Source organism: Bacteroides sp. 90-K9/2, assembly GCF_047310725.1.
Taxonomy (GTDB): domain Bacteria; phylum Bacteroidota; class Bacteroidia; order Bacteroidales; family Bacteroidaceae; genus Bacteroides; species Bacteroides vicugnae.
This window is the reverse complement of sequence record NZ_JBCGVL010000001.1, coordinates 1,771,399-1,791,473: the sequence shown is the minus strand read 5'-3', so window position 1 is coordinate 1,791,473 and position 20,075 is coordinate 1,771,399. Positions and strand designations below refer to the sequence as shown.

Sequence of the window (20,075 nt, the reverse complement as noted above, 5' to 3'; positions counted from 1 at the left end):
GCTAATGTTTATGCAATATGCTATAGGGCTGGTAGCTTGATAAAAGCTTTTTTTAAGCTAAAAAGTACAAATCTTTAAACTTTATTTCCTTACTTTGTTATTTATAAGAGTGAGACTTATATCAAACTTAAACTAGAAAGATTATGAAAGTAAAGCAGATTTGTATGATGGTGCTGCTATGGTTGGGAGTGATTCCGGCAGTACAGGCACAAACTTTCGACAAATTATGGAAAGAAGTGGAGCAGGCGGAGAAAAAGAGCTTGCCTAAGACTGTAATAAAACTGACTGATGAGATTTATCAGAAAGGGGAAAAAGAGAAAAACTCACCACAAATGCTCAAAGCATATACGTGGCGGATGAAATATCGGGAAATGTTGAATCCCGACAGTCTTTATGCTAATTTAAAAGGACTGGAACAATGGGTGAAACAGACTGACCAACCAATGGATCGCGCCATCCTACACTCTTTGATAGCGGGAATCTATGCAGATTATGCAGCCAGTAACCAGTGGCAACTCCGTCAACGGACAGAAATCGTAGACCAGACACCTGCCACCGATATGCGTGAATGGACAGCTAATATGTTCATCGAAAAAGTGAGGACAAATATAAAGGAGGCATTAGCGGATTCTGTATTGCTGCTCAAAACGTCCTCACGCGACTATATTCCTTTTGTAGAACTGGGAGAAACGAGCGAATACTATCACCATGATATGTATCATTTATTGGCTTCCCGTAGCATTGAAGCACTGCAACGGGTGGAAGAACTGGGTAACAGGATTACTAATGACGGTACTGTGAATCCGGTAAAACAAGATATAATAGCTATTTATGGAAATATGATTTCCGCTTATAAAGCAGCCGGATTAAAAGAAGGTTATGTGTTGACAGCACTTAACTACCTGGAATGGAGATGGAATGCTGATCGGAATATTCGACCTCTCCAGGCACAGGGCGAACTTCCGGTACTGACGGAAGATACTTATCTGAAAGCTTTGAACACATTGAAAAGCAAGTATGCTTCCGAACCCATCTGTGCCGAAGTCTATTTGGCGGAAGCCCGGTATGCTATTGGAAAACAACAGCAGCTCAATGCATTGCAGCTTTGCGATGAGGCAATCCGCCTTTATCCAGGCTATCGCAGAATCAATGCTTTGAAAAATCTTCGGGAAGAGATATTGGCTCCTTATTTGAATGTTTATGCATCCGATTTGGCTTTTCCGAACGAAGAGATAGAATTGAGGGTCTCACACAAAAATCTGGATGGTTTCACTGTCCGTCTTTATCAGGCGAAGAAACTGATAAAGGAACAACATTACGCTGTGCTTCGGCCAAAAGATTATCGGACGCAGGACACTGTGTTTACATTCAAAGCTCCCGAGCTTGGATCTTACGTGATGCGTATCATACCTGATATTCGTGCGAAGAGAGATAGTGAAAGCAAGTTTGATGTAACACGTTTCAAAGTGCTGACGTGCCGTCTGCCGGAAAAACAGTATCAAGTGGTGACGCTGGATGGACAGACAGGGCATCCCATTCCCCATGCGAAAGTGACAATGTACAGTAATGATGAAAAAGTGTTGCAGGAGTTTACGACAAACGAAGAGGGTAAGGTCGTATTTCCCTGGAAATCTGAATACCGCTATCTGAAAGCTTCCAAGGGGACGGATACGGCAATGCCGAAACAAGGCATTTATGCAGGAAGTTACGGATATTACGGCGACGAAGATAAAGTGACTGAAAATATGACTTTATTGACCGACCGTTCTTTGTATCGTCCCGGACAGACTGTGTATGTGAAGGGAATTGCTTATTCTCAACAATCAGATACGGCGAATGTGCTTCCGAACAAGGAATATACGGTGACTTTATTGGATGTAAACAATCAGGAAGTAGGGCAGAAGTCGGTACGTACCAATGAGTTTGGTTCGTTTACCACCGATTTCGCATTGCCTTCGGCCTGCCTGAACGGAATGTTTTCTTTGAAAGCGGGAAGAGGTCGTACAAGCATCCGGGTAGAAGATTATAAACGTCCGACATTTGATGTCACTTTTGAAAAGCAACAAGGAAGTTACAAACTGGGTGATGAGGTACAGGTGAAGGGTAAGGTACAATCTTATAGTGGTGTGCTGCTTCAGGATCTTCCGGTGAAATATACGGTAAAGCGTTCTGCATACAGCCTTTGGCGGTTTGCGGAATCTGTGCAGATTGCTTCCGGTGAAGTGATGGCCAATGAGAATGGAGAATTTACGATACCGGTTCGTCTGCAGGAAAGTGACTCTTATAAAAATAACGATAAGGTATATTATCGTTATTCCATTGAGGCCACTGTTACCAACGTGGCAGGTGAAACACAATCTTCTACGGACGTGATTTCGGCAGGAAACCGTTCGTTGGTTTTGCAGGTGGAATTGCAAGATAAGACTTGCAAGGATCAACCCTTCGAAACTATGTTTAAAGTGCAGAACCTGAATGGACAACCTGTGGAGGTGAAGGGGAATTATTACTTGTACCCTGCCAAAGACAAGGACTTTAAGCAGCTGGAAGAGAAACCGGTTGCAACGGGAACCTTTACTTCTAATGAAGACATGACGCTCGACTGGAAGAATCTTCCATCGGGACCTTATGTGCTGAAAGCATCAGTGAAAGATAATCAGGGCAAGGAAGTGACTGCTGACACCAACACAATTCTTTTCTCTGTCGAGGACAAACGTCCGCCCATAGAAACGACGATGTGGTTCTATGGTGCAAATACGGAATTTGATGCTGCCCATCCGGCCGTGTTCTGTTTCGGTACGTCGAAAAAAGATGCTTATGTGATGATGAATGTATTTTCCGGTGATAAATTGTTGGAGAGCAAGACGTTGAATTTGTCAGATACAATTGTCCGTTTCGAGTATCCATATCGGGAAAGTTATGGGGATGGTGTCTTTGTGAATCTCTGTATGGTAAGAGACGGACAGGTTTATCAGGAACAGGTGCGGCTGACCAAACGGATTCCTGACAAGACACTGACTATGAAGTGGGAAGTGTTCCGTGATAAATTGCGTCCGGGACAAAAGGAGGAATGGAAACTGACGATTAAAACGCCGCAAGGGCAGGCTGCCAATGCGGAAATGCTGGCAACGATGTATGATGCCTCCTTGGATAAAATATGGAACCGGCAACAGAATTTCCAAATCTACTATAATCAGATTGTTCCATATTCTAATTGGATGAGTGGATATTCCGGTAATAATTCATTCAATTATTGGTGGAATACGAAGAGTCTCAAAGTGCCATCACTGGAGTATGACCATTTTGTGATGCTATCGGACCATTATAATAGCGGAGGAACGGATGAAATAATGGTGAGAGGATATGGCTCGACGAGAAAGTTGACGGTGACAGGTAGCGTTTCGACATTGGACGTTGCAACTTTAAGGAGTAATGCGCCAAAGATGAAATCGGCTATGGCTGCTGATGCCATGACTAATGTTGAATTTCAATCGGAAATGATACCCACGGGAGAAAAAGCGGATGAGGCATCTGACAACGAAATGCTTCCCGAAGCATCTGCCGACTTGCGTACCAATTTAGCAGAAACAGCATTCTTCTATCCTCAACTTCGCACCAATGAACAGGGAGAGATCTCTTTCTCTTTCACGATGCCCGAAAGTCTGACGCGTTGGAACTTCCGTGGATATTCTCATACAAAGGGAATGTTGACGGGAACATTGGATGGCGAAGCTACCACAAGCAAAGAATTTATGCTGACTCCTAATCTCCCTCGTTTTGTGCGTGTGGGTGATAAGACTTCTCTGGCAGCTTCTATCTCTAATATGACTGGTAAGCCGCAAGCCGGAACGGTCAGTCTGGTCCTTTTTGACCCGATGACAGAGAAGGTTATCAGTACACAAAAACAGAAATTCAGCCTTGCTGCCGGAAAGACAATGGGTGTGGACTTCCAGTTTACCGTTAGTGATAAATACGAAATAGTGGGATGCCGGATGATTGCCGACAGTGGTACTTTCAGCGATGGAGAACAACAGTTGCTTCCGGTTCTTAGCAATAAAGAGCATTTGGTGGAGACACTTCCAATGCCAGTGCGTGGAGAAGAAACCCGTACTTTCTCACTCGATCATCTGTTCAATCAGCAAAGTAAAACAGCCACAGATCGTAAACTAACTGTTGAATTTACAGGAAACCCGGCTTGGTATGCCGTTCAGGCATTGCCTTCATTGAGTCTTCCGACAAGTAATAACGCTATTTCCTGGGCTACTGCCTACTATGCCAATACATTGGCTTCGTTTATCATGAACAGTCAGCCGAAGATCAAAGCGGTATTTGAAAGTTGGAAACTGCAAGGAGGTACGAAAGAAACGTTCTTGAGCAATCTGCAAAAGAATCAGGAAGTGAAGAATATCATTTTGTCCGAGTCTCCCTGGGTGCTCGAAGCACAGACGGAAGAGCAACAGAAAGAGCGCATCGCCACCTTGTTTGATTTGAATAACATCCGTAGTAATAATATCGCAGCTTTGACTCGATTGCAGGAGTTACAGAACTCAAACGGGGCATGGTCCTGGTATAAAGGAATGAACGGCAGTCGATCTGTAACTACCTATATCGCCGAACTGAATGCCCGTCTGGCTATGCTGACAGGTGAGAAATTAAGCGGATCGGCTCTTTCTTTGCAACAGAAGGCTTTCGCTTACCTTCATCAATCAGCTTTGGACGAGTATAAGGAAATCCTGAAAGCACAGAAAGACGGTGTGAAGTTTACGGGCGTTTCGGGCAGTATTCTGCAATATTTGTATCTCATCGCTATTTCGGGAGAGCAGGTACCCGCAGTCAATAAAGCGGCTTATACCTATTATCTTTCTAAGGTAGGAGAATTGCTGACTTCTCCTTCGATGGATACCAAAGCAATTGCCGCCATTGTGCTTGATAAAGCCGGACGCAAGAAGGAAGCGCAGGAGTTTGTCGCTTCTCTGAAAGAACATCTGACGAAGACAGATGAACAGGGAATGTTCTTTGCTTTCAACGAGAATCCGTATACATGGGGCGGAATGCAGATGCAGGCTCATGTAGATGTGATGGAAGCGCTGGAACAGACGGGTGGAAATACCGATACGGTGGAAGAAATGAAACTTTGGTTGTTGAAGCAAAAGCAGACACAACAGTGGAATTCTCCGGTAGCTACTGCCGATGCGGTATTTGCATTGCTGATGAAGGGTACTAATTTACTCGACAATCAGGGAGATGTACGGATTGTGATTGCTGATGAAGTGCTGGAAACTGTTAGTCCAAGTAAAACGACTGTTCCCGGATTGGGATATATCAAACGTTCTTTCACACAGAAGAATGTGGTGGATGCCCGCAAGATTGAAGTGGAAAAGAGAAATCCGGGTATTGCCTGGGGAGCTGTGTATGCAGAATTTGAATCTCCTGTGAGTGATGTGAAACAACAGGGCGGTGAACTGAATGTTGAGAAACAGTTGTATGTGGAGCGTACGGTGAATAACGTGCCTCAATTACAGCCTATTACTGCCAAAACGGTTCTTCAGGTAGGTGATAAAGTTGTTTCCCGTTTGAGCATCCGCGTAGACCGTCCGATGGACTTTGTACAGTTGAAAGATCAGCGGGGCGCTTGTTTCGAACCGATCGGCAGTATCTCCGGTTATCGTTGGAACAACGGGCTTGGCTATTACGTAGACATCAAAGATGCATCGACTAATTTCTTCTTCGATCATTTAGGAAAGGGTGTATACGTGTTGGAATATAGCTACCGTGTCAGTCGTGCAGGAACTTACGAAACAGGTTTGGCAACTATGCAGTGTGCTTATGCACCGGAATATGCTTCGCATTCTGCTTCGATGACAATTATTATTAAATAGTTCCGGCAGGGGATTTTTATTCTCACCGATGAGCGAGGCGTTCCTCACCGATGAAGAGGGTATTCCTCACCGAGAAAGGCATCCTTCGTCGGTGAGGAACTTTTTTCTTATAAACAGGGGCTTACAAGGAATGCTATTAAGTAAAGTCTTTTCCCAATCTGTGTTAATCTGTGTAATCTGTGGTGAAAAACTCATCTAAAACCCCTACATTTGTGCACCAAAATAAAAAATATCGCATGAAACGTAGTTTACTATCTATATTAACTTTGCTTACTGTCGCTTTGGCAGCCGTTGCCCAACCGCGTATCTCTTCAAATAAAGAGACACATAACTTCGGACAAATAGAGTGGAAACGTCCGGTGGCTGTGGAATATACCATCACTAACACGGGAAACCAACCGTTGGTGCTGACCAACGTCACGACCTCTTGTGCCTGTGCCGTGGCCGACTGGACGAAAGAACCGATTGCTCCCGGAGGAAAGGGAGTAGTAAAGGCTACTTTTGATGCCAAGGCGTTAGGGCATTTTGAGAAGTCAGTAGGCATCTATAGCAATGCCAGTCCGAGTCTGGTTTATCTGAAGTTTACCGGCGAAGTGGTGCAGGAAATTAAAGATTATACCAAGCTGCTTCCTCATGCCATCGGAAATATCCGTTTAGATCGTGATGAGTTTGCTTTTCCTGATGTTTATCGCGGACAGCAGCCTTCATTGACTTTCAACATCGCCAATCTTTCCGATCGTCCCTACGAACCGGTGCTGATGCACCTGCCTCCTTATCTGAAAATGGAAGCGGAACCTAAAGTGCTGTTGAAAGGTAAGAAAGGAACTGTTAAACTGACGTTGGATGCAAGCCAGCTGAAAGATTATGGATTGACACAAACATCCGTTTACCTTTCCCGTTTTTCCGGTGATAAGGTGAGCGAAGATAATGAAATACCGGTTTCGGCTATTCTTCTTCCCGACTTCTCACGTATGACAGAAAAAGATTCTCTGAACGCTCCTGCCATGCGTATTTCTGAAACGAACATCGACCTGAGCGTGCCATTGATAAAGAAGAAAAAGGCAAGCTACGACATATTGATAGCCAATGCCGGAAAAACTCCGTTAATTATCAGTAAGTTGCAGGTATTTAATTCATCGGTAGGAGTGAGCCTGAAAAAGACAGTGCTTCCCCCGGATGGAATGACGAAACTTAAAGTGACCATTCGTAAGCGTGACGTAGGTAATAAGAAACATCATTTACGTATCTTGATGATAACGAATGATCCGCTACGCCCGAAAGTCGAAATCAATATCAAACGCTAAATCCTATTGTTATGGAACATCCTGAAAATAGTGAAGAATATAAGGGACTTGTTGTCAATAAAGGTATTGAGCAACCCTCATCTGTGAATCCCTACTTAAAGCGGAAACCTAAGAAACGCCAACTTTCAGTAGCAGAGTTTGTAGAAGGTATCGTAAAGGGTGATGTCACTATATTGAGTCAGGCTGTGACATTGGTGGAAAGCGTAAAGCCTGAACATCAGGCTGTCTCACAGGAAATCATCGAGAAATGTCTGCCATTTTCCGGCAATTCGGTTCGGATCGGTATCAGTGGTGTTCCCGGTGCGGGAAAGAGTACGTCGATAGATGTATTCGGTCTGCATGTACTTGAAAAAGGGGGCAAGTTGGCGGTATTGGCTATCGATCCCAGTAGTGAACGCAGTAAAGGCAGTATCTTGGGAGATAAGACGCGTATGGAACAGCTGTCCGTACATCCTAAATCGTTCATCCGCCCTAGTCCGTCAGCCGGTTCATTGGGAGGAGTGGCACGTAAAACACGGGAGACGATTATTCTTTGCGAAGCTGCCGGATTTGATAAGATTTTTGTGGAGACCGTAGGAGTGGGACAGAGCGAAACGGCTGTTCACTCGATGGTTGATTTCTTCCTGTTGATTCAGTTGTCCGGTACGGGAGATGAACTGCAGGGGATTAAGCGTGGTATTATGGAAATGGCAGACGGTATCGTTATCAATAAGGCCGATGGAGATAATCTGGAACGTGCCAAGTTGGCTGCCACTCAATTCCGTAATGCATTGCATCTGTTTCCTGCGCCTGAATCCGGATGGACTCCCAAAGTCTTGACTTACTCCGGTTTTTATAATCTGGGAGTGAAGGAAGTCTGGGACATGATTTACGAGTACATTGATTTCGTGAAAGGAAACGGCTATTTTGAATATCGCCGCAACGAACAAAGTAAATATTGGATGTATGAAAGCATTAATGAACAACTTCGTGACAGCTTTTATCATAATCCGAAGATTGAAGCGATGCTCTTAGAAAAAGAACAGCAGGTATTGAAAGGTAACCTGACTTCGTTTATAGCTGCAAGAAGTCTGCTCGATACTTACTTTGAGGATTTGAAATAAGGCTTTAAATTAACAAGATTCTAATTATTAAAGAATACATTTAGCATAAGCGGGTAGGAAACGTTCAGTCTTTCTACCCGTTTATACTATTAATGAAGCTTTTCTGTTTTTTCAAGGTCAGCTCTCGATTTACTTTGAGTCACAATATATACTCCCAGGAATACGAGTGCGATGGCAATCCCTTTTTCCCAGCCAAAGTTTCCGATACCCATTGCGATTGCCGCAATTGTAGCCACGATCGGTTGCATATAATTGTACATGCTGACTACCGTAGGACGAAGCAGTCTCTGCGCAGTCATAATGCAGAGATATGCGAGGAAACTACCTCCTAATACGACATACAATACCTGTATGATAGCAATTGTGGAAACAGAAGTCCATTGAATCGTAGAAATATCATAATAGGAGAATGGAATATAGCACATCGAAGCATAGATGAACATCCATTTGTTAATCGTTACTGCTGAATATTGTTGAGATAATCCTTTGAATACAGTTAAGTATATGGAGAAACTGATTTGCGCAACGAGACAAAGCAAGTCACCAATCAGGCTTCCGTTTCCGTTACTTCCTGCCTGGCTGCTCACAATGAGAATGAGTGCTCCCATAGCACCTACAAAAATTCCCATTACTTTCTTATTGGTAATAGGTTCTTTCAAATAGATGGCCGCTACAACCATTGTTACAATCGGTAGAGTAGTAGTTACGATAGAAGCATCGATAGGAGAAGTCATAGAAAGTCCGAAGATAAACACTCCTTGATTGAATACTAGCGCAAAAAGTGAAGCAAAGAAGATTTTCAGCATATCTTGATGATTCACATGTTCCTGTTTACAAAATATAGAAAGAATCCAGAAAGCTGCTGCTGCTCCCACCATACGGAACGTGGTAACTGAAATTGCGGAAAACTCTTGAAGAGCTGACTTACCGATGGGAGACATTAATCCCCACATAACGTTTGCCGTAAGCGCAAACAAATGACCATACAGGTTCTTACTTTTGTCCATGTTGATGCTATTTATTTTACTATATTTCTGATATCATTAACAATCAAATAGAGAAAACGGTTGCAAAGGTAGCTTTTTATCGTATGATTTGTTTATATTTGCCTTGATTAAACTTGAATATTATGGAACAACAAGCCAATTATATCCGTCGTATCGAGATACACGGACTATGGGAACGCTTTAATATAGGATGGGATTTGCGTCCCGATGTGAATATCCTCTCCGGCATCAACGGAGTGGGGAAGACTACCATTCTGAACCGTTCGGTAGGATATCTCGAGGAACTTTCCGGTGAAATGAAAAGTGACGAGAAGAACGGAGTGCGTCTTTTCTTCGACAATCCCCAGGCAACCTATATCCCCTATAATGTGATCCGGAGCTACGACCGTCCCTTGATTATGGGAGACTTCACCGCCCGTATGGCAGACAAGAATGTAAAGTCCGAACTGGATTGGCAACTCTACCTGTTGCAACGCCGTTATCTCGATTATCAGGTTAACATAGGCAATAAGATGATCGAAATGCTTTCCAGCGATAATGAAGAGGAACGTCGCAAGGCGGCCACACTGTCTGTGGCTAAGCGCCGTTTTCAGGATATGATTGACGAACTGTTCAGCTATACACGTAAAAAGATAGACCGGAAACGGAATGATATTGCTTTCTACCAAGATGGCGAACTATTGTTTCCTTATAAACTATCGTCCGGCGAAAAGCAAATGCTGGTTATTCTGCTGACCGTACTTGTGCAGGACAACAGCCACTGCGTATTGTTTATGGATGAGCCGGAAGCTTCCCTTCACATAGAATGGCAGCAAAAATTGATTGCTATGATACGTGAACTGAATCCGAATGTGCAGATCATCCTGACTACCCATTCACCTGCCGTCATTATGGAAGGATGGCTGGATGCCGTGACAGAAGTAAGCGATATATCTACCAATATAAATAAAACTGATGGCAACTTCACTACGAGATAATCTGACTTCTTCCTATTTCAATGCCGCCCATAAGCTTTATCCGAAAAAAGCCCGCCGACGTATCATCGCTTATGTAGAAAGCTATGACGACATCGCTTTCTGGCGCACATTGCTTGAAGAATTTGAAGATGATGAACACTATTTCCAGGTGATGCTCCCTTCGGCCACCTCCTTGGCAAAAGGAAAAAAGATGGTACTCATGAACACGCTGAATACAGCCGAACTGGGGAGAAGCCTGATTGCCTGTGTGGACAGTGACTATGATTTCCTGTTGCAGGGAGCCACCAATACCTCCCGTAAAATCAACCGGAACAGATATATTTTTCAGACTTATACCTATGCTATTGAAAACTATCATTGTTTTGCCGAGAGCCTTCACGAGGTATGTGTGCAGGCCACATTGAACGACCGTTCCATTCTCGACTTCAATTCCTATCTAAAGAGATACTCCGAAATAGTATATCCGCTTTTTCTCTGGAACGTATGGTTCTATCGCCAACGGGATACTTACACTTTCCCGATGTACGATTTCCATACCTATACCTCTTTGCGTGAGATTAACCTCCGGAATCCGGAAAAGAGTCTGGAATCACTCCAACAACGGGTTAACCAGAAGTTGGCAGAGTTGAAAAAGAAATTTCCTCATAACATCAATCAAGTAAACGGACTGCAGGCTGAATTTAAAGAGCTGGGGTTGGTGCCGGAAACTACTTATTTGTATATGCAGGGACACCATGTGATGGATAATGTGGTAATGAAACTTTTGATTCCGGTCTGCACTGTATTACGCCGTGAACGGGAACAGGAAATCAAACGACTGGCCGAACACAATGAACAATTCAGAAACGAACTGACTTGTTATCAGAACAGCCAGGTGAATGTGGAAATCATGCTCAAGAAGAATGTAGCCTACAAAAGGCTCTTCCATTACGATTGGTTGCGGCAGGATATCAGTGAATATTTGGAAGAAGGAAAAAATAAACAGAAATCATAAATAAAAGAAAAACTAAAAGAGAGAGAGAAGATTGCTTATGAAAGAAGTAAAGGAAGTAGTTGACACTGTGAGTATAGCATTGGCAAATGGACAGCCGGAAGAAGCAGGTAATGTAATGATGCAAGAAGTAAACCATGCTTTGCTTTCGATGGGAGTAGATGAAGTCTGGGCAGATAAGATTGATAACTTTATCATCTTATTGTGCATAATCGGAATCGCTTTATTAGCCAATCTGATTTGCCGCAAGATTATTCTGCGTACCGTAGCCAGATTGGTGAAACAGACGAAAGCAACTTGGGATGATATTGTATTTAATGATAAAGTGATGCTGAATATCAGCAGATTGGTAGCACCTATTTTGATTTATATATCTATCCCTATCGCATTTCCCGAACATGCGGACTCCGGTTTGCTGGACTTCCTTCGCAGACTTTGCATGATTTATATCCTGGCAGTCTTTCTTCGCTTCGTCAGTGCGCTGTTCACAGCCGTTTACCTCGTATATAGCGCACGTGAACAATATAAGGACAAACCTTTGAAGGGACTTTTGCAGACAGCACAAGTCGTTCTCTTCTTTATAGGAGCCATTATTATTATCAGTATCCTGATAAAGCAAAGCCCGGTGGTGCTGCTGACCGGACTGGGAGCTTCCGCTGCCGTTTTGATGTTAGTCTTCAAGGACAGTATCATGGGATTTGTCTCCGGCATCCAGCTTTCTGCCAATAATATGCTGAAAGTGGGCGATTGGATCACGATGCCGAAATATGGTGCGGACGGTACGGTGATAGAGGTAACATTGAACACCGTAAAGGTGCGTAACTTTGATAACACCATCACCACCATTCCTCCTTACCTGTTGATTAGTGACTCTTTCCAGAACTGGCAGGGAATGCAGGAATCCGGCGGACGCCGTGTGAAACGTTCCATTAATATAGACATGACCAGCGTGCACTTCTGTACACCGGAAATGTTGGCAAAATACCGGAAGATACAACTTTTGACGAACTATGTGGATGAAACGGAAAAGGTAGTGGAAGAATATAATAAGGAGCATCACATCGACAACTCCGTATTAGTGAATGGACGTCGGCAAACAAACCTGGGAGTTTTCCGCGCCTATCTGACTAATTATCTGAAAAACCTGCCTACCGTCAATCAGGATCTGACCTGCATGGTACGCCAGCTCCAGCCTACCGAAACCGGTATTCCGTTGGAACTTTACTTCTTTTCTGCCAATAAAGTATGGGTTGCCTATGAAGGCATACAGGCAGATGTTTTCGATCATGTGCTTGCCATTATTCCTGAATTCGATCTGCGTGTCTTCCAGAATCCGTCGGGAGCCGACTTCCATCGGATAGGGGTAAAGATAGAAAACTAATCAAACGTTTATAAATTACTACTACTATGACTACACCGTTATCCAACCAGATTATCCGTGAAATCACTCCTTTATCAGATAAGGATTGCTTTTACATTGCGGAGCGTTATAAAACGGAATTCACTTATCCTATTCACAATCACTCCGAATTTGAATTGAATTTCACCGAAAAGGCTGCCGGGGTGAGGCGGATTGTAGGAGATTCTTCCGAAGTGATAGGCGACTATGATCTGGTGCTGATAACGGGAAAAGACTTGGAACACGTCTGGGAACAGAACGACTGTCGTTCTAAAGAGATACGGGAGATTACCATCCAGTTTTCTTCCGATCTTTTCTTCAAGAGCTTTATCAATAAGAATCAATTCGATTCTATCCGCCGGATGCTGGATAAGGCACAGAAGGGACTTTGTTTTCCCATGTCTGCCATACTGAAAATTTATCCGTTGCTGGATACGCTTGCTTCCGAGAAACAGGGATTCTATGCAGTCATCAAGTTTATGACGATACTGTATGAGCTTTCTCTCTTTGAAGAAGAAGCCCGTACGTTGTCCAGTTCGTCTTTTGCCAAGATAGATATTCATTCGGACAGCCGCCGTGTGCAAAAAGTGCAGGAATATATCAATGCACATTATCAGGAGGAAATACGTCTGGGGCAATTGGCTGATATGGTGGGAATGACGGATGTGTCGTTCAGCCGGTTCTTCAAACTGCGTACCGGAAAGAACTTATCTGATTATATCATAGACATTCGTTTGGGCTTTGCTTCCCGGTTGCTGGTCGATTCTACCATGTCTATTGCCGAGATTTGTTATGAGTGCGGTTTCAATAACCTTTCCAATTTCAACCGTATCTTTAAAAAGAAAAAGAGTTGTTCGCCCAAAGAGTTTCGTGAGAACTACCGGAAGAAAAAGAAATTGATTTAGTGATTGGCGAGGGGATAGAGACCGGTTGACGCTAGTCCCCCCCCGGACTCCGTTTTTTCTGCAAAGGAAGCCTCTGGAGATGCTCTGGACGAGGGCTTGTGCCAGCGGCTTGTCACAGTTGTGCCACTACGTTGTCACTGTTGTGCCATTGCGATGGCACAGTTGTGCCAGCGGGTTGGCATTGCCTGTCATAAGCAGGAAAGGAAATAAAGATAGCAATGAAAGATTATCAATGCGCTTGTCAAAGGAACCGGCGGAACCATCGACCTGATTGATATGAACGACAGCAAAGGTGCGGGAAATCCAGCTTCCAGCATTAGCATAACGAATACTCTGCAATATAAAACGAAGCTGAACGGTACATTGAATACATTTACCGAACCTGCTACTAACACTGGTGCAGATGCATCCCTGTTCACTTGGACCGGATATAATTTCTCCTCATTATAATTAAGATATAGATTAGCGAGGTTTATTTTTTAATAGGAGGTATGGGAGTATTTGTAACAAACAGATTCTCCCATATTCTATTTGTTTGTTTTCGTAATCCTATTTTAGTTTTTTTATTTGGTTTTTTATGGTATGAGTGATTTCCTTTTTCGTATATTTGTCGACCTATTATCTTACAATGATATAAATTATGCAAACAGACAACGAGCGGTACCATAAAATGGCTTCTCTTGCACAGATCGGGTGGTGGGAAGTAGATTTAACGACAGGATATTACTTATGTTCCGATTATCTTTGTGATCTTCTGGGCTTGGATGGAGACACTATTTCTAATTCGGATTTTTTGAATCTGGTACGTGAAGATTATCGCAAGCAAATTACCCAAGAGTTTCAGGCAAACACTTCTATTCATAAGGACTTTTATGAACAAACTTTTCCTATTCATTCCAAATATGGTGAGGTTTGGTTACATACTCGTCTGGCTTTTCGTGAGAAGGGAGCAGGTGCTGATGGAGGTGATAAATCTTTCGGAGTAATCCAGCGTGTCGAAGCTCCTAAGGAAGAAGATCAAAGGGATGCATTAAGACGTGTGAATGACTTGCTTCGCCGTCAGAATTTTGTGTCGCAATCGTTGCTTCGTTTCCTTCGTGATGAAGAGGTGGAATCTTGTATAACAGATATTTTAAGAGATATACTGAATCTATATAATGGCGAAGGACGCGTTTATATTTTTGAATATGATGAGACTCACACCCATCATAGCTGTACTTATGAAGTTGTTTCCGAAGGGGTATCAGCTGAAAAAGAGACTCTCCAAAATATGCCTATCAGTCAATCGAAGTGGTGGAGTGAACAGATATTAGCTGGTAAACCTATTCTCTTAGATACATTGGAACAGTTACCGGAAGCAGCAGCCGATGAGTATAAGATACTTGCTGTTCAGGGGATTCGTTCTTTAATGGTTACTCCTTTGATGACGGGTGATCACGTTTGGGGGTATATGGGCATTGATCTGGTGAAAAATTACCATGGCTGGAGTAATGAAGATTTTCAATGGTTCTCTTCATTGGGAAATATTATAAGCATTTGTATCGAGTTGCGTAAGGCCAAGGACAAGGTGATCCGTGAACAGGCTTTCCTGAATAACCTGTTCCATTTTATGCCGATGGGTTATATCCGTATGTCGATTATCCGTGACGAGAATAATAAGCCATGTGATTATCGGGTGACGGATGCAAATGAGGTAAGTTCCACATTTTTCGGACATCCTTTGGAATCTTATATTGGTGCTTTGGGATCTGAAAAACATTCCGACTATCTCCAAAAACTTGATTTCCTGAAAGAGATCCTGGATAGTGATTCTTATAGGGAAAAAGATGAATATTTTCCTAAAACGGAACGCTATACGCATTGGATTATTTATTCTCCTGAACAGGATGAAGTTGTCGGCTTGTTCCTCGATTCCACGGGATCAGTGAAAGCCAATCGGGCACTGGACCGGAGCGAAAAGTTATTTAAGAACATCTTTACCAATATCCCGGCAGGAGTCGAAATCTATGATAAGGACGGGTATCTGGTGGATTTAAATAATAAAGATCTGGAGATATTCGGTGTAGTGAATAAATCGGATGTAATAGGGGTTAATTTCTTTGAGAATCCGAATGTACCACAGAACATCCGTGATCGTGTGAGGAATGAGGATTTAGTCGATTTCCGGCTTAACTATTCTTTTGAGCAAACCGGGGGATATTATGAAACAAGCCGCTCCAACGTGATCGAACTATATTCGAAAGTTAGTAAACTATATGACAACGAGGGTAACTTTAACGGATATATCTTAATCAGCATTGACAATACGGAACGCATCGACGCGATGAATCGTATCCGTGATTTTGAGAATTTCTTCCTGATGATATCCGACTATGCCAAGGTAGGTTATGCTAAACTGAATCTTTTGAACCGGAAAGGTTATGCTATTAAACAGTGGTATAAGAATTTGGGTGAGGAAGAAGATATTCCTTTGAGTGAGGTTGTGGGAGTTTATGGCAAAATGCATCCGGAAGACCGTAAACGTTTCTTTGATTTCTATGACGAAGTCAAGAAGGGAAAAAGGAGGCATTTTCAGGGAGAAGTGCGTATTCGTCGTCCCGGAACAAAGAACGAATGGAATTGGGTAAATAGTAATGTAATGGTCACTAACTATAGACCGGAAGAAAACGAAATAGAAATCATCGGTATCAATTATGACATCACAGAGCTGAAAGAGACCGAAGCCGAATTGATTCAGGCACGCGATAAAGCGGAGATGATGGATCGCTTGAAAAGTGCTTTCCTTGCAAATATGAGTCATGAAATCCGTACGCCGCTGAATGCTATTGTTGGTTTCTCCGATTTGTTGGTGGAAACTGAAGACGTGGCAGAACGTCAGGAGTATATTAAGATTGTACGTGAGAATAATGATCTGTTACTGCAACTTATTTCGGATATACTCGACCTCTCGAAGATTGAGGCTGGTACGTTTGAGTTTACTAATGGAGACGTAGATGTAAATCTGTTGTGTGAGGATATTGTCCGCTCGATGCGTATGAAAGCGAAAGAAGACGTGGAACTGGTACTCGATAATCATCTTCCTGTCTGTCATGTCATTAGTGATCGTAATCGCATACATCAGGTGATCTCTAACTTTGTTAATAATGCAATGAAGTTTACCTCCGAAGGGAGTATTCATGTCGGATATGAAATAAAAGAAGGAGAGTTGGAGTTTTATGTCAAAGATACGGGAATCGGTATTGAGAAAGAGCAGTTACCGCATATTTTTGAACGTTTTGTGAAGCTTAATTCTTTTGTGCACGGTACAGGATTGGGACTTTCTATCTGTCAAAGCATTGTAGAACAACTGGGTGGACGTATTGGCGTTGACTCTGAAAAAGGAAAAGGATCACGGTTCTGGTTTACTATTCCTGGGGTAATTGTGACGGAAGAGATGAGTTGTGCCCGGTAAAGGGGCAATTTAATATATAAAGGAAACGGTCTTGGTTTTGATGTCGATTGATAGGGACATGAAACCAAGACCGTTTCTTATGTTATAGAGGTAGTTCGTTTATATTCCGAACGACAATTTATCGATAGACTGATATACGATACTTGCGATACCCAGTCCGATGATACCCAGTGTGCAGAGTGCCAGTCCCCATTTCGTGCAGCGGTCGCTGCGGAAAGTAGGAATCGGGTTGTCGGAAGGAGTGACATACATTGCTTTTACAATCAACAGATAATAGTACAATGAAATCACTGTATTTACCAATGCAATGAATACCAGCAAGTGGAAACCTGCATCGAAAGCAGCCATGAAGATAAAGAACTTCGAGAAGAATCCGGCAAACGGAGGGATACCTGCCAATGAGAACAGAGACAGAGTCATCAGGAAAGCGATTTTGGGATTCGTTTTATAAAGTCCTGCATAATCTTCGAGCGTGAATTTCTGACTGCGTAATGCCACGATAGTAATCACGGCAAATACTCCGAGGTTGGCAGCAGCGTACACTAATACGTAATATACCAAAGCTGTCATGCCTTGTGCCGTACCTCCGATAACGCCCAACATAATGTATCCCGCTTGTGAAATACTGGAGAACGCCATCAAACGTTTCAGGTTCTGCTGACGGACAGCAAATATATTGGCAATCGTGATAGAAGCGATGGTTACCCAATAAAGTACTTCCTGCCAGTCATTGATCATTGGAGCGAATACTTTGATAAGTACAGCCAACAAAACAAATGCTGCCGATCCTTTTGATATAACGCTCAAATAAGCGGTAACTGCACTCGGAGCACCTTCGTAAACGTCTGCTGTCCATAAGTGGAACGGAACCAATGATAATTTGAATGCCATTCCTGCAAAGAAGAATACAAATGCCATGATCTGCAACGGATTTCCGTCAATATGGGCAGGAAGGTCATCGAAATAAAGAGTACCGGCAGAACCGTAGATCATTGACAGACCGAACAACAGTAATGCACTGGAGAAAAGAGCTGTCAGAATGTATTTGGCTCCTGCTTCGGCAGAGTTATGACGGTATTTGTCAAAGGCAATCAGCGCTGCCATCGGGATAGAAGCAGTTTCCAGTCCGATGAAGAACATCAGGAAGTGTCCGGCAGAAATCATGAGGTACATACCAAACAAGGTAGAGAGTGTTAGTACATAGAATTCTCCTTGCTTGAACGAAGTATCTTCTCTTTTCATCCATTCGTGTGCCATCAGGAAAACAATCAGTGTGCCGACGTTCAGGATTGATTTAATCACTGTGTGCATCGGTACATAATGATACATACCGCCGAATGCATCGGCTGCAGTTCCCGGAATTAAATTGATAGCTGTATGGATAGCCATCAGAATAACGGGTAACATTGTGTTCAGGCGTGCTTTCCCACCATTTTTGTGTGCATCCGGACTCATGAAGAGGTCAGCTAGAAATAGCAGCAGTAAGACGGCTATGAGCGACAGCTCTTCTCGCATATATAGAAATTGTGAATAATCCATCTTTATCAATTCAAAATTAAAGATTAAAAATTAAAGGGCTATGGAATCAGTTGTGAGACTACGGGGAGTACACTTTCACCAATCATGTGGCTAACCCAGAAAGGAGCCATACCTAGTCCGGCTACACAAACGATGAGGCAGATAACGGCTACACGTTCGTCCCAAGTCGCATCAGTCAGTTCGAGATGATGTTTGTTGGTACAGGTTCCGTATAGAATTTTACCTACCAGACGCAGAATGTAGACTGCAGTAATCACAATCGAAGAACAAGCGATGATAGTCAGTACCCGGTGGAACTGGTCGTTGTTCTGGAAAGAGCCGACGAAAATAGTCATTTCAGCAATAAAGCCACTTAATCCCGGCAGACCGAGGTTGGCAAGACCGGCAATTACATAACATACGCTAAGGAACGGCATAACTTTCATTAAGCCGGCAAGCTCGCGAACGTCACGTGTGTGTGTACGTCCATAAATCATACCGATAAGAGCAAAGAACAAGGCTGTCATCAATCCGTGTGAAAGCATCTGAAGGATAGCTCCTGTTGCTGCTGTCTGATTCAGCATCAGAATGGCGAAAAGAACCAGTCCGCAGTGAGATACGGATGAATAAGCATTGATATATTTCAAGTCGGTTTGTACGCAAGCGGAGAATGCACCGTAAACTACAGAGATACCTGTCAATATCAGGAATATCCATGAAAGTTCGTTAGCAGCTTCCGGCATCAGATACATGGCAATACGGAAACATCCGTAACCTCCCAGTTTCATCAATACTCCGGCATGAAGCATAGATACGGCAGTCGGGGCGGAAGCGTGACCGTCAGGACTCCATGTGTGGAACGGGAAAAGGGCACCTAATACACCGAAACCAAGGAAAGTCAGCGGGAACCAGATGCATTGCTGTGCAAAAGGTATGTTGTGCAACTGCGCGATTTCGAGGAGGTTCATAGTGGTTGCTCCCGAACCGAAATAGATTCCGAGAATACCGATCAGCAGGAAGGCAGAACCACCCATCAACATGAGGGTCAGCTTCATGGCTGCATATTCTTTACGTCCTGATCCCCATACACCAATCAACAGGTACATCGGTATCAATGCGATTTCGTAGAACATGAACATGGTGAATAAATCGACGGATATAAAGAATCCGAATACTCCCATAGACAATAGGGTGAACCAAAGGAAATATTCTTTTGTCAGCGGTTGCAGACGCCAGGAAGCAAATGTACCGGTGAACACAATGACAGCGGACAGTAACAACATGGCTACCGAAATTCCGTCAACACCTACTGAATAGGATATGTGAAGCGGGGCATACCAAAGCGTATCTGCACGGAAAAGCATTTCTGCCGTGTTTCCGGCACTACGCTCTCCCAGATACAGGAATGTAAGTACGACGGAGGCAATCAGAAGTGCCGATGCGCCAGTAACCATAACCCCCCGGATGGCTTTGATTCCTCGTGCTGCCCAGAGTCCGGCCAGCATCAATAAGGGGATAAGTACGAATATTGATAAGAAATTCAT

General features: G+C 43.3%; 11 protein-coding genes and 1 pseudogene. 9 read left to right on the top strand and 3 right to left on the bottom strand.

Annotation, left to right across the window (positions count from 1 at the left end; translation table 11 throughout):
• Positions 1 to 143 precede the first annotated feature (143 nt).
• The 3 genes from AAHJ11_RS06725 (at position 144) to meaB (ending at position 8,283) form a co-directional block, all read left to right on the top strand.
• Entirely contained in the window at positions 144 to 5,876 is a 5,733-nt protein-coding gene (locus AAHJ11_RS06725) for an alpha-2-macroglobulin family protein (protein ID WP_413579216.1), read from the top strand.
• Between the two features lie 236 nt (positions 5,877 to 6,112).
• Positions 6,113 to 7,180, top strand: a complete 1,068-nt coding sequence (locus tag AAHJ11_RS06720) for a DUF1573 domain-containing protein (protein ID WP_234132324.1) — start codon at positions 6,113 to 6,115, stop codon at positions 7,178 to 7,180.
• Positions 7,181 to 7,191: 11 nt separating this feature from the next.
• A complete protein-coding gene (gene meaB, locus AAHJ11_RS06715; RefSeq protein WP_009000366.1) occupies positions 7,192 to 8,283 on the top strand; it encodes a methylmalonyl Co-A mutase-associated GTPase MeaB in 1,092 nt (363 codons plus the stop codon).
• An 89-nt stretch (positions 8,284 to 8,372) separates the two neighbouring features.
• Here meaB and AAHJ11_RS06710 read toward each other — a convergent pair whose 3' ends face one another.
• Entirely contained in the window at positions 8,373 to 9,290 is a 918-nt protein-coding gene (locus AAHJ11_RS06710) for a DMT family transporter (protein WP_148366454.1), read from the bottom strand.
• A 122-nt stretch (positions 9,291 to 9,412) separates the two neighbouring features.
• On the opposite strand from AAHJ11_RS06710, the gene AAHJ11_RS06705 reads away from it, so the two are divergent.
• From AAHJ11_RS06705 to AAHJ11_RS06680, 6 genes and pseudogenes are all read left to right on the top strand, one after another.
• Positions 9,413 to 10,267: an AAA family ATPase gene (locus AAHJ11_RS06705; protein WP_195648570.1), complete on the top strand. Its 855-nt coding sequence runs from the start codon at positions 9,413 to 9,415 to the stop codon at positions 10,265 to 10,267.
• The gene (locus AAHJ11_RS06700; RefSeq protein ID WP_148366452.1) at positions 10,245 to 11,261 is read left to right on the top strand and encodes a DUF4435 domain-containing protein; all 1,017 of its coding nucleotides are present in this window, start codon (positions 10,245 to 10,247) and stop codon (positions 11,259 to 11,261) included. Before AAHJ11_RS06705 ends, AAHJ11_RS06700 begins: the two co-directional genes overlap by 23 nt.
• A gap of 37 nt (positions 11,262 to 11,298) precedes the next feature.
• Positions 11,299 to 12,639: a mechanosensitive ion channel family protein gene (locus AAHJ11_RS06695; RefSeq protein ID WP_148366451.1), complete on the top strand. Its 1,341-nt coding sequence runs from the start codon at positions 11,299 to 11,301 to the stop codon at positions 12,637 to 12,639.
• 26 nt (positions 12,640 to 12,665) lie between these two features.
• On the top strand, positions 12,666 to 13,562 hold the full coding sequence (locus AAHJ11_RS06690; RefSeq protein ID WP_148366450.1) for an AraC family transcriptional regulator: 897 nt from the start codon (positions 12,666 to 12,668) through the stop codon (positions 13,560 to 13,562).
• A gap of 225 nt (positions 13,563 to 13,787) precedes the next feature.
• A pseudogene (locus AAHJ11_RS06685) lies at positions 13,788 to 14,012 on the top strand (hypothetical protein); the annotation flags it as partial.
• A gap of 190 nt (positions 14,013 to 14,202) precedes the next feature.
• Positions 14,203 to 17,013 carry an ATP-binding protein gene (locus AAHJ11_RS06680; RefSeq protein WP_320982949.1) on the top strand — a complete coding sequence of 937 codons (2,811 nt, stop codon included), beginning with the start codon at positions 14,203 to 14,205 and terminating at the stop codon, positions 17,011 to 17,013.
• Positions 17,014 to 17,112: 99 nt separating this feature from the next.
• Here the strand turns inward: AAHJ11_RS06680 and AAHJ11_RS06675 are convergent, their stop codons facing one another.
• Together AAHJ11_RS06675 and AAHJ11_RS06670 are read right to left on the bottom strand one after the other, a co-directional pair.
• On the bottom strand, positions 17,113 to 18,552 hold the full coding sequence (locus AAHJ11_RS06675; protein ID WP_148366448.1) for an NADH-quinone oxidoreductase subunit N: 1,440 nt from the start codon (positions 18,550 to 18,552) through the stop codon (positions 17,113 to 17,115).
• A gap of 38 nt (positions 18,553 to 18,590) precedes the next feature.
• Positions 18,591 to 20,075 (bottom strand): complex I subunit 4 family protein, encoded by a 1,485-nt coding sequence (locus AAHJ11_RS06670; RefSeq protein ID WP_004305342.1) that lies wholly within the window; start codon positions 20,073 to 20,075, stop codon positions 18,591 to 18,593.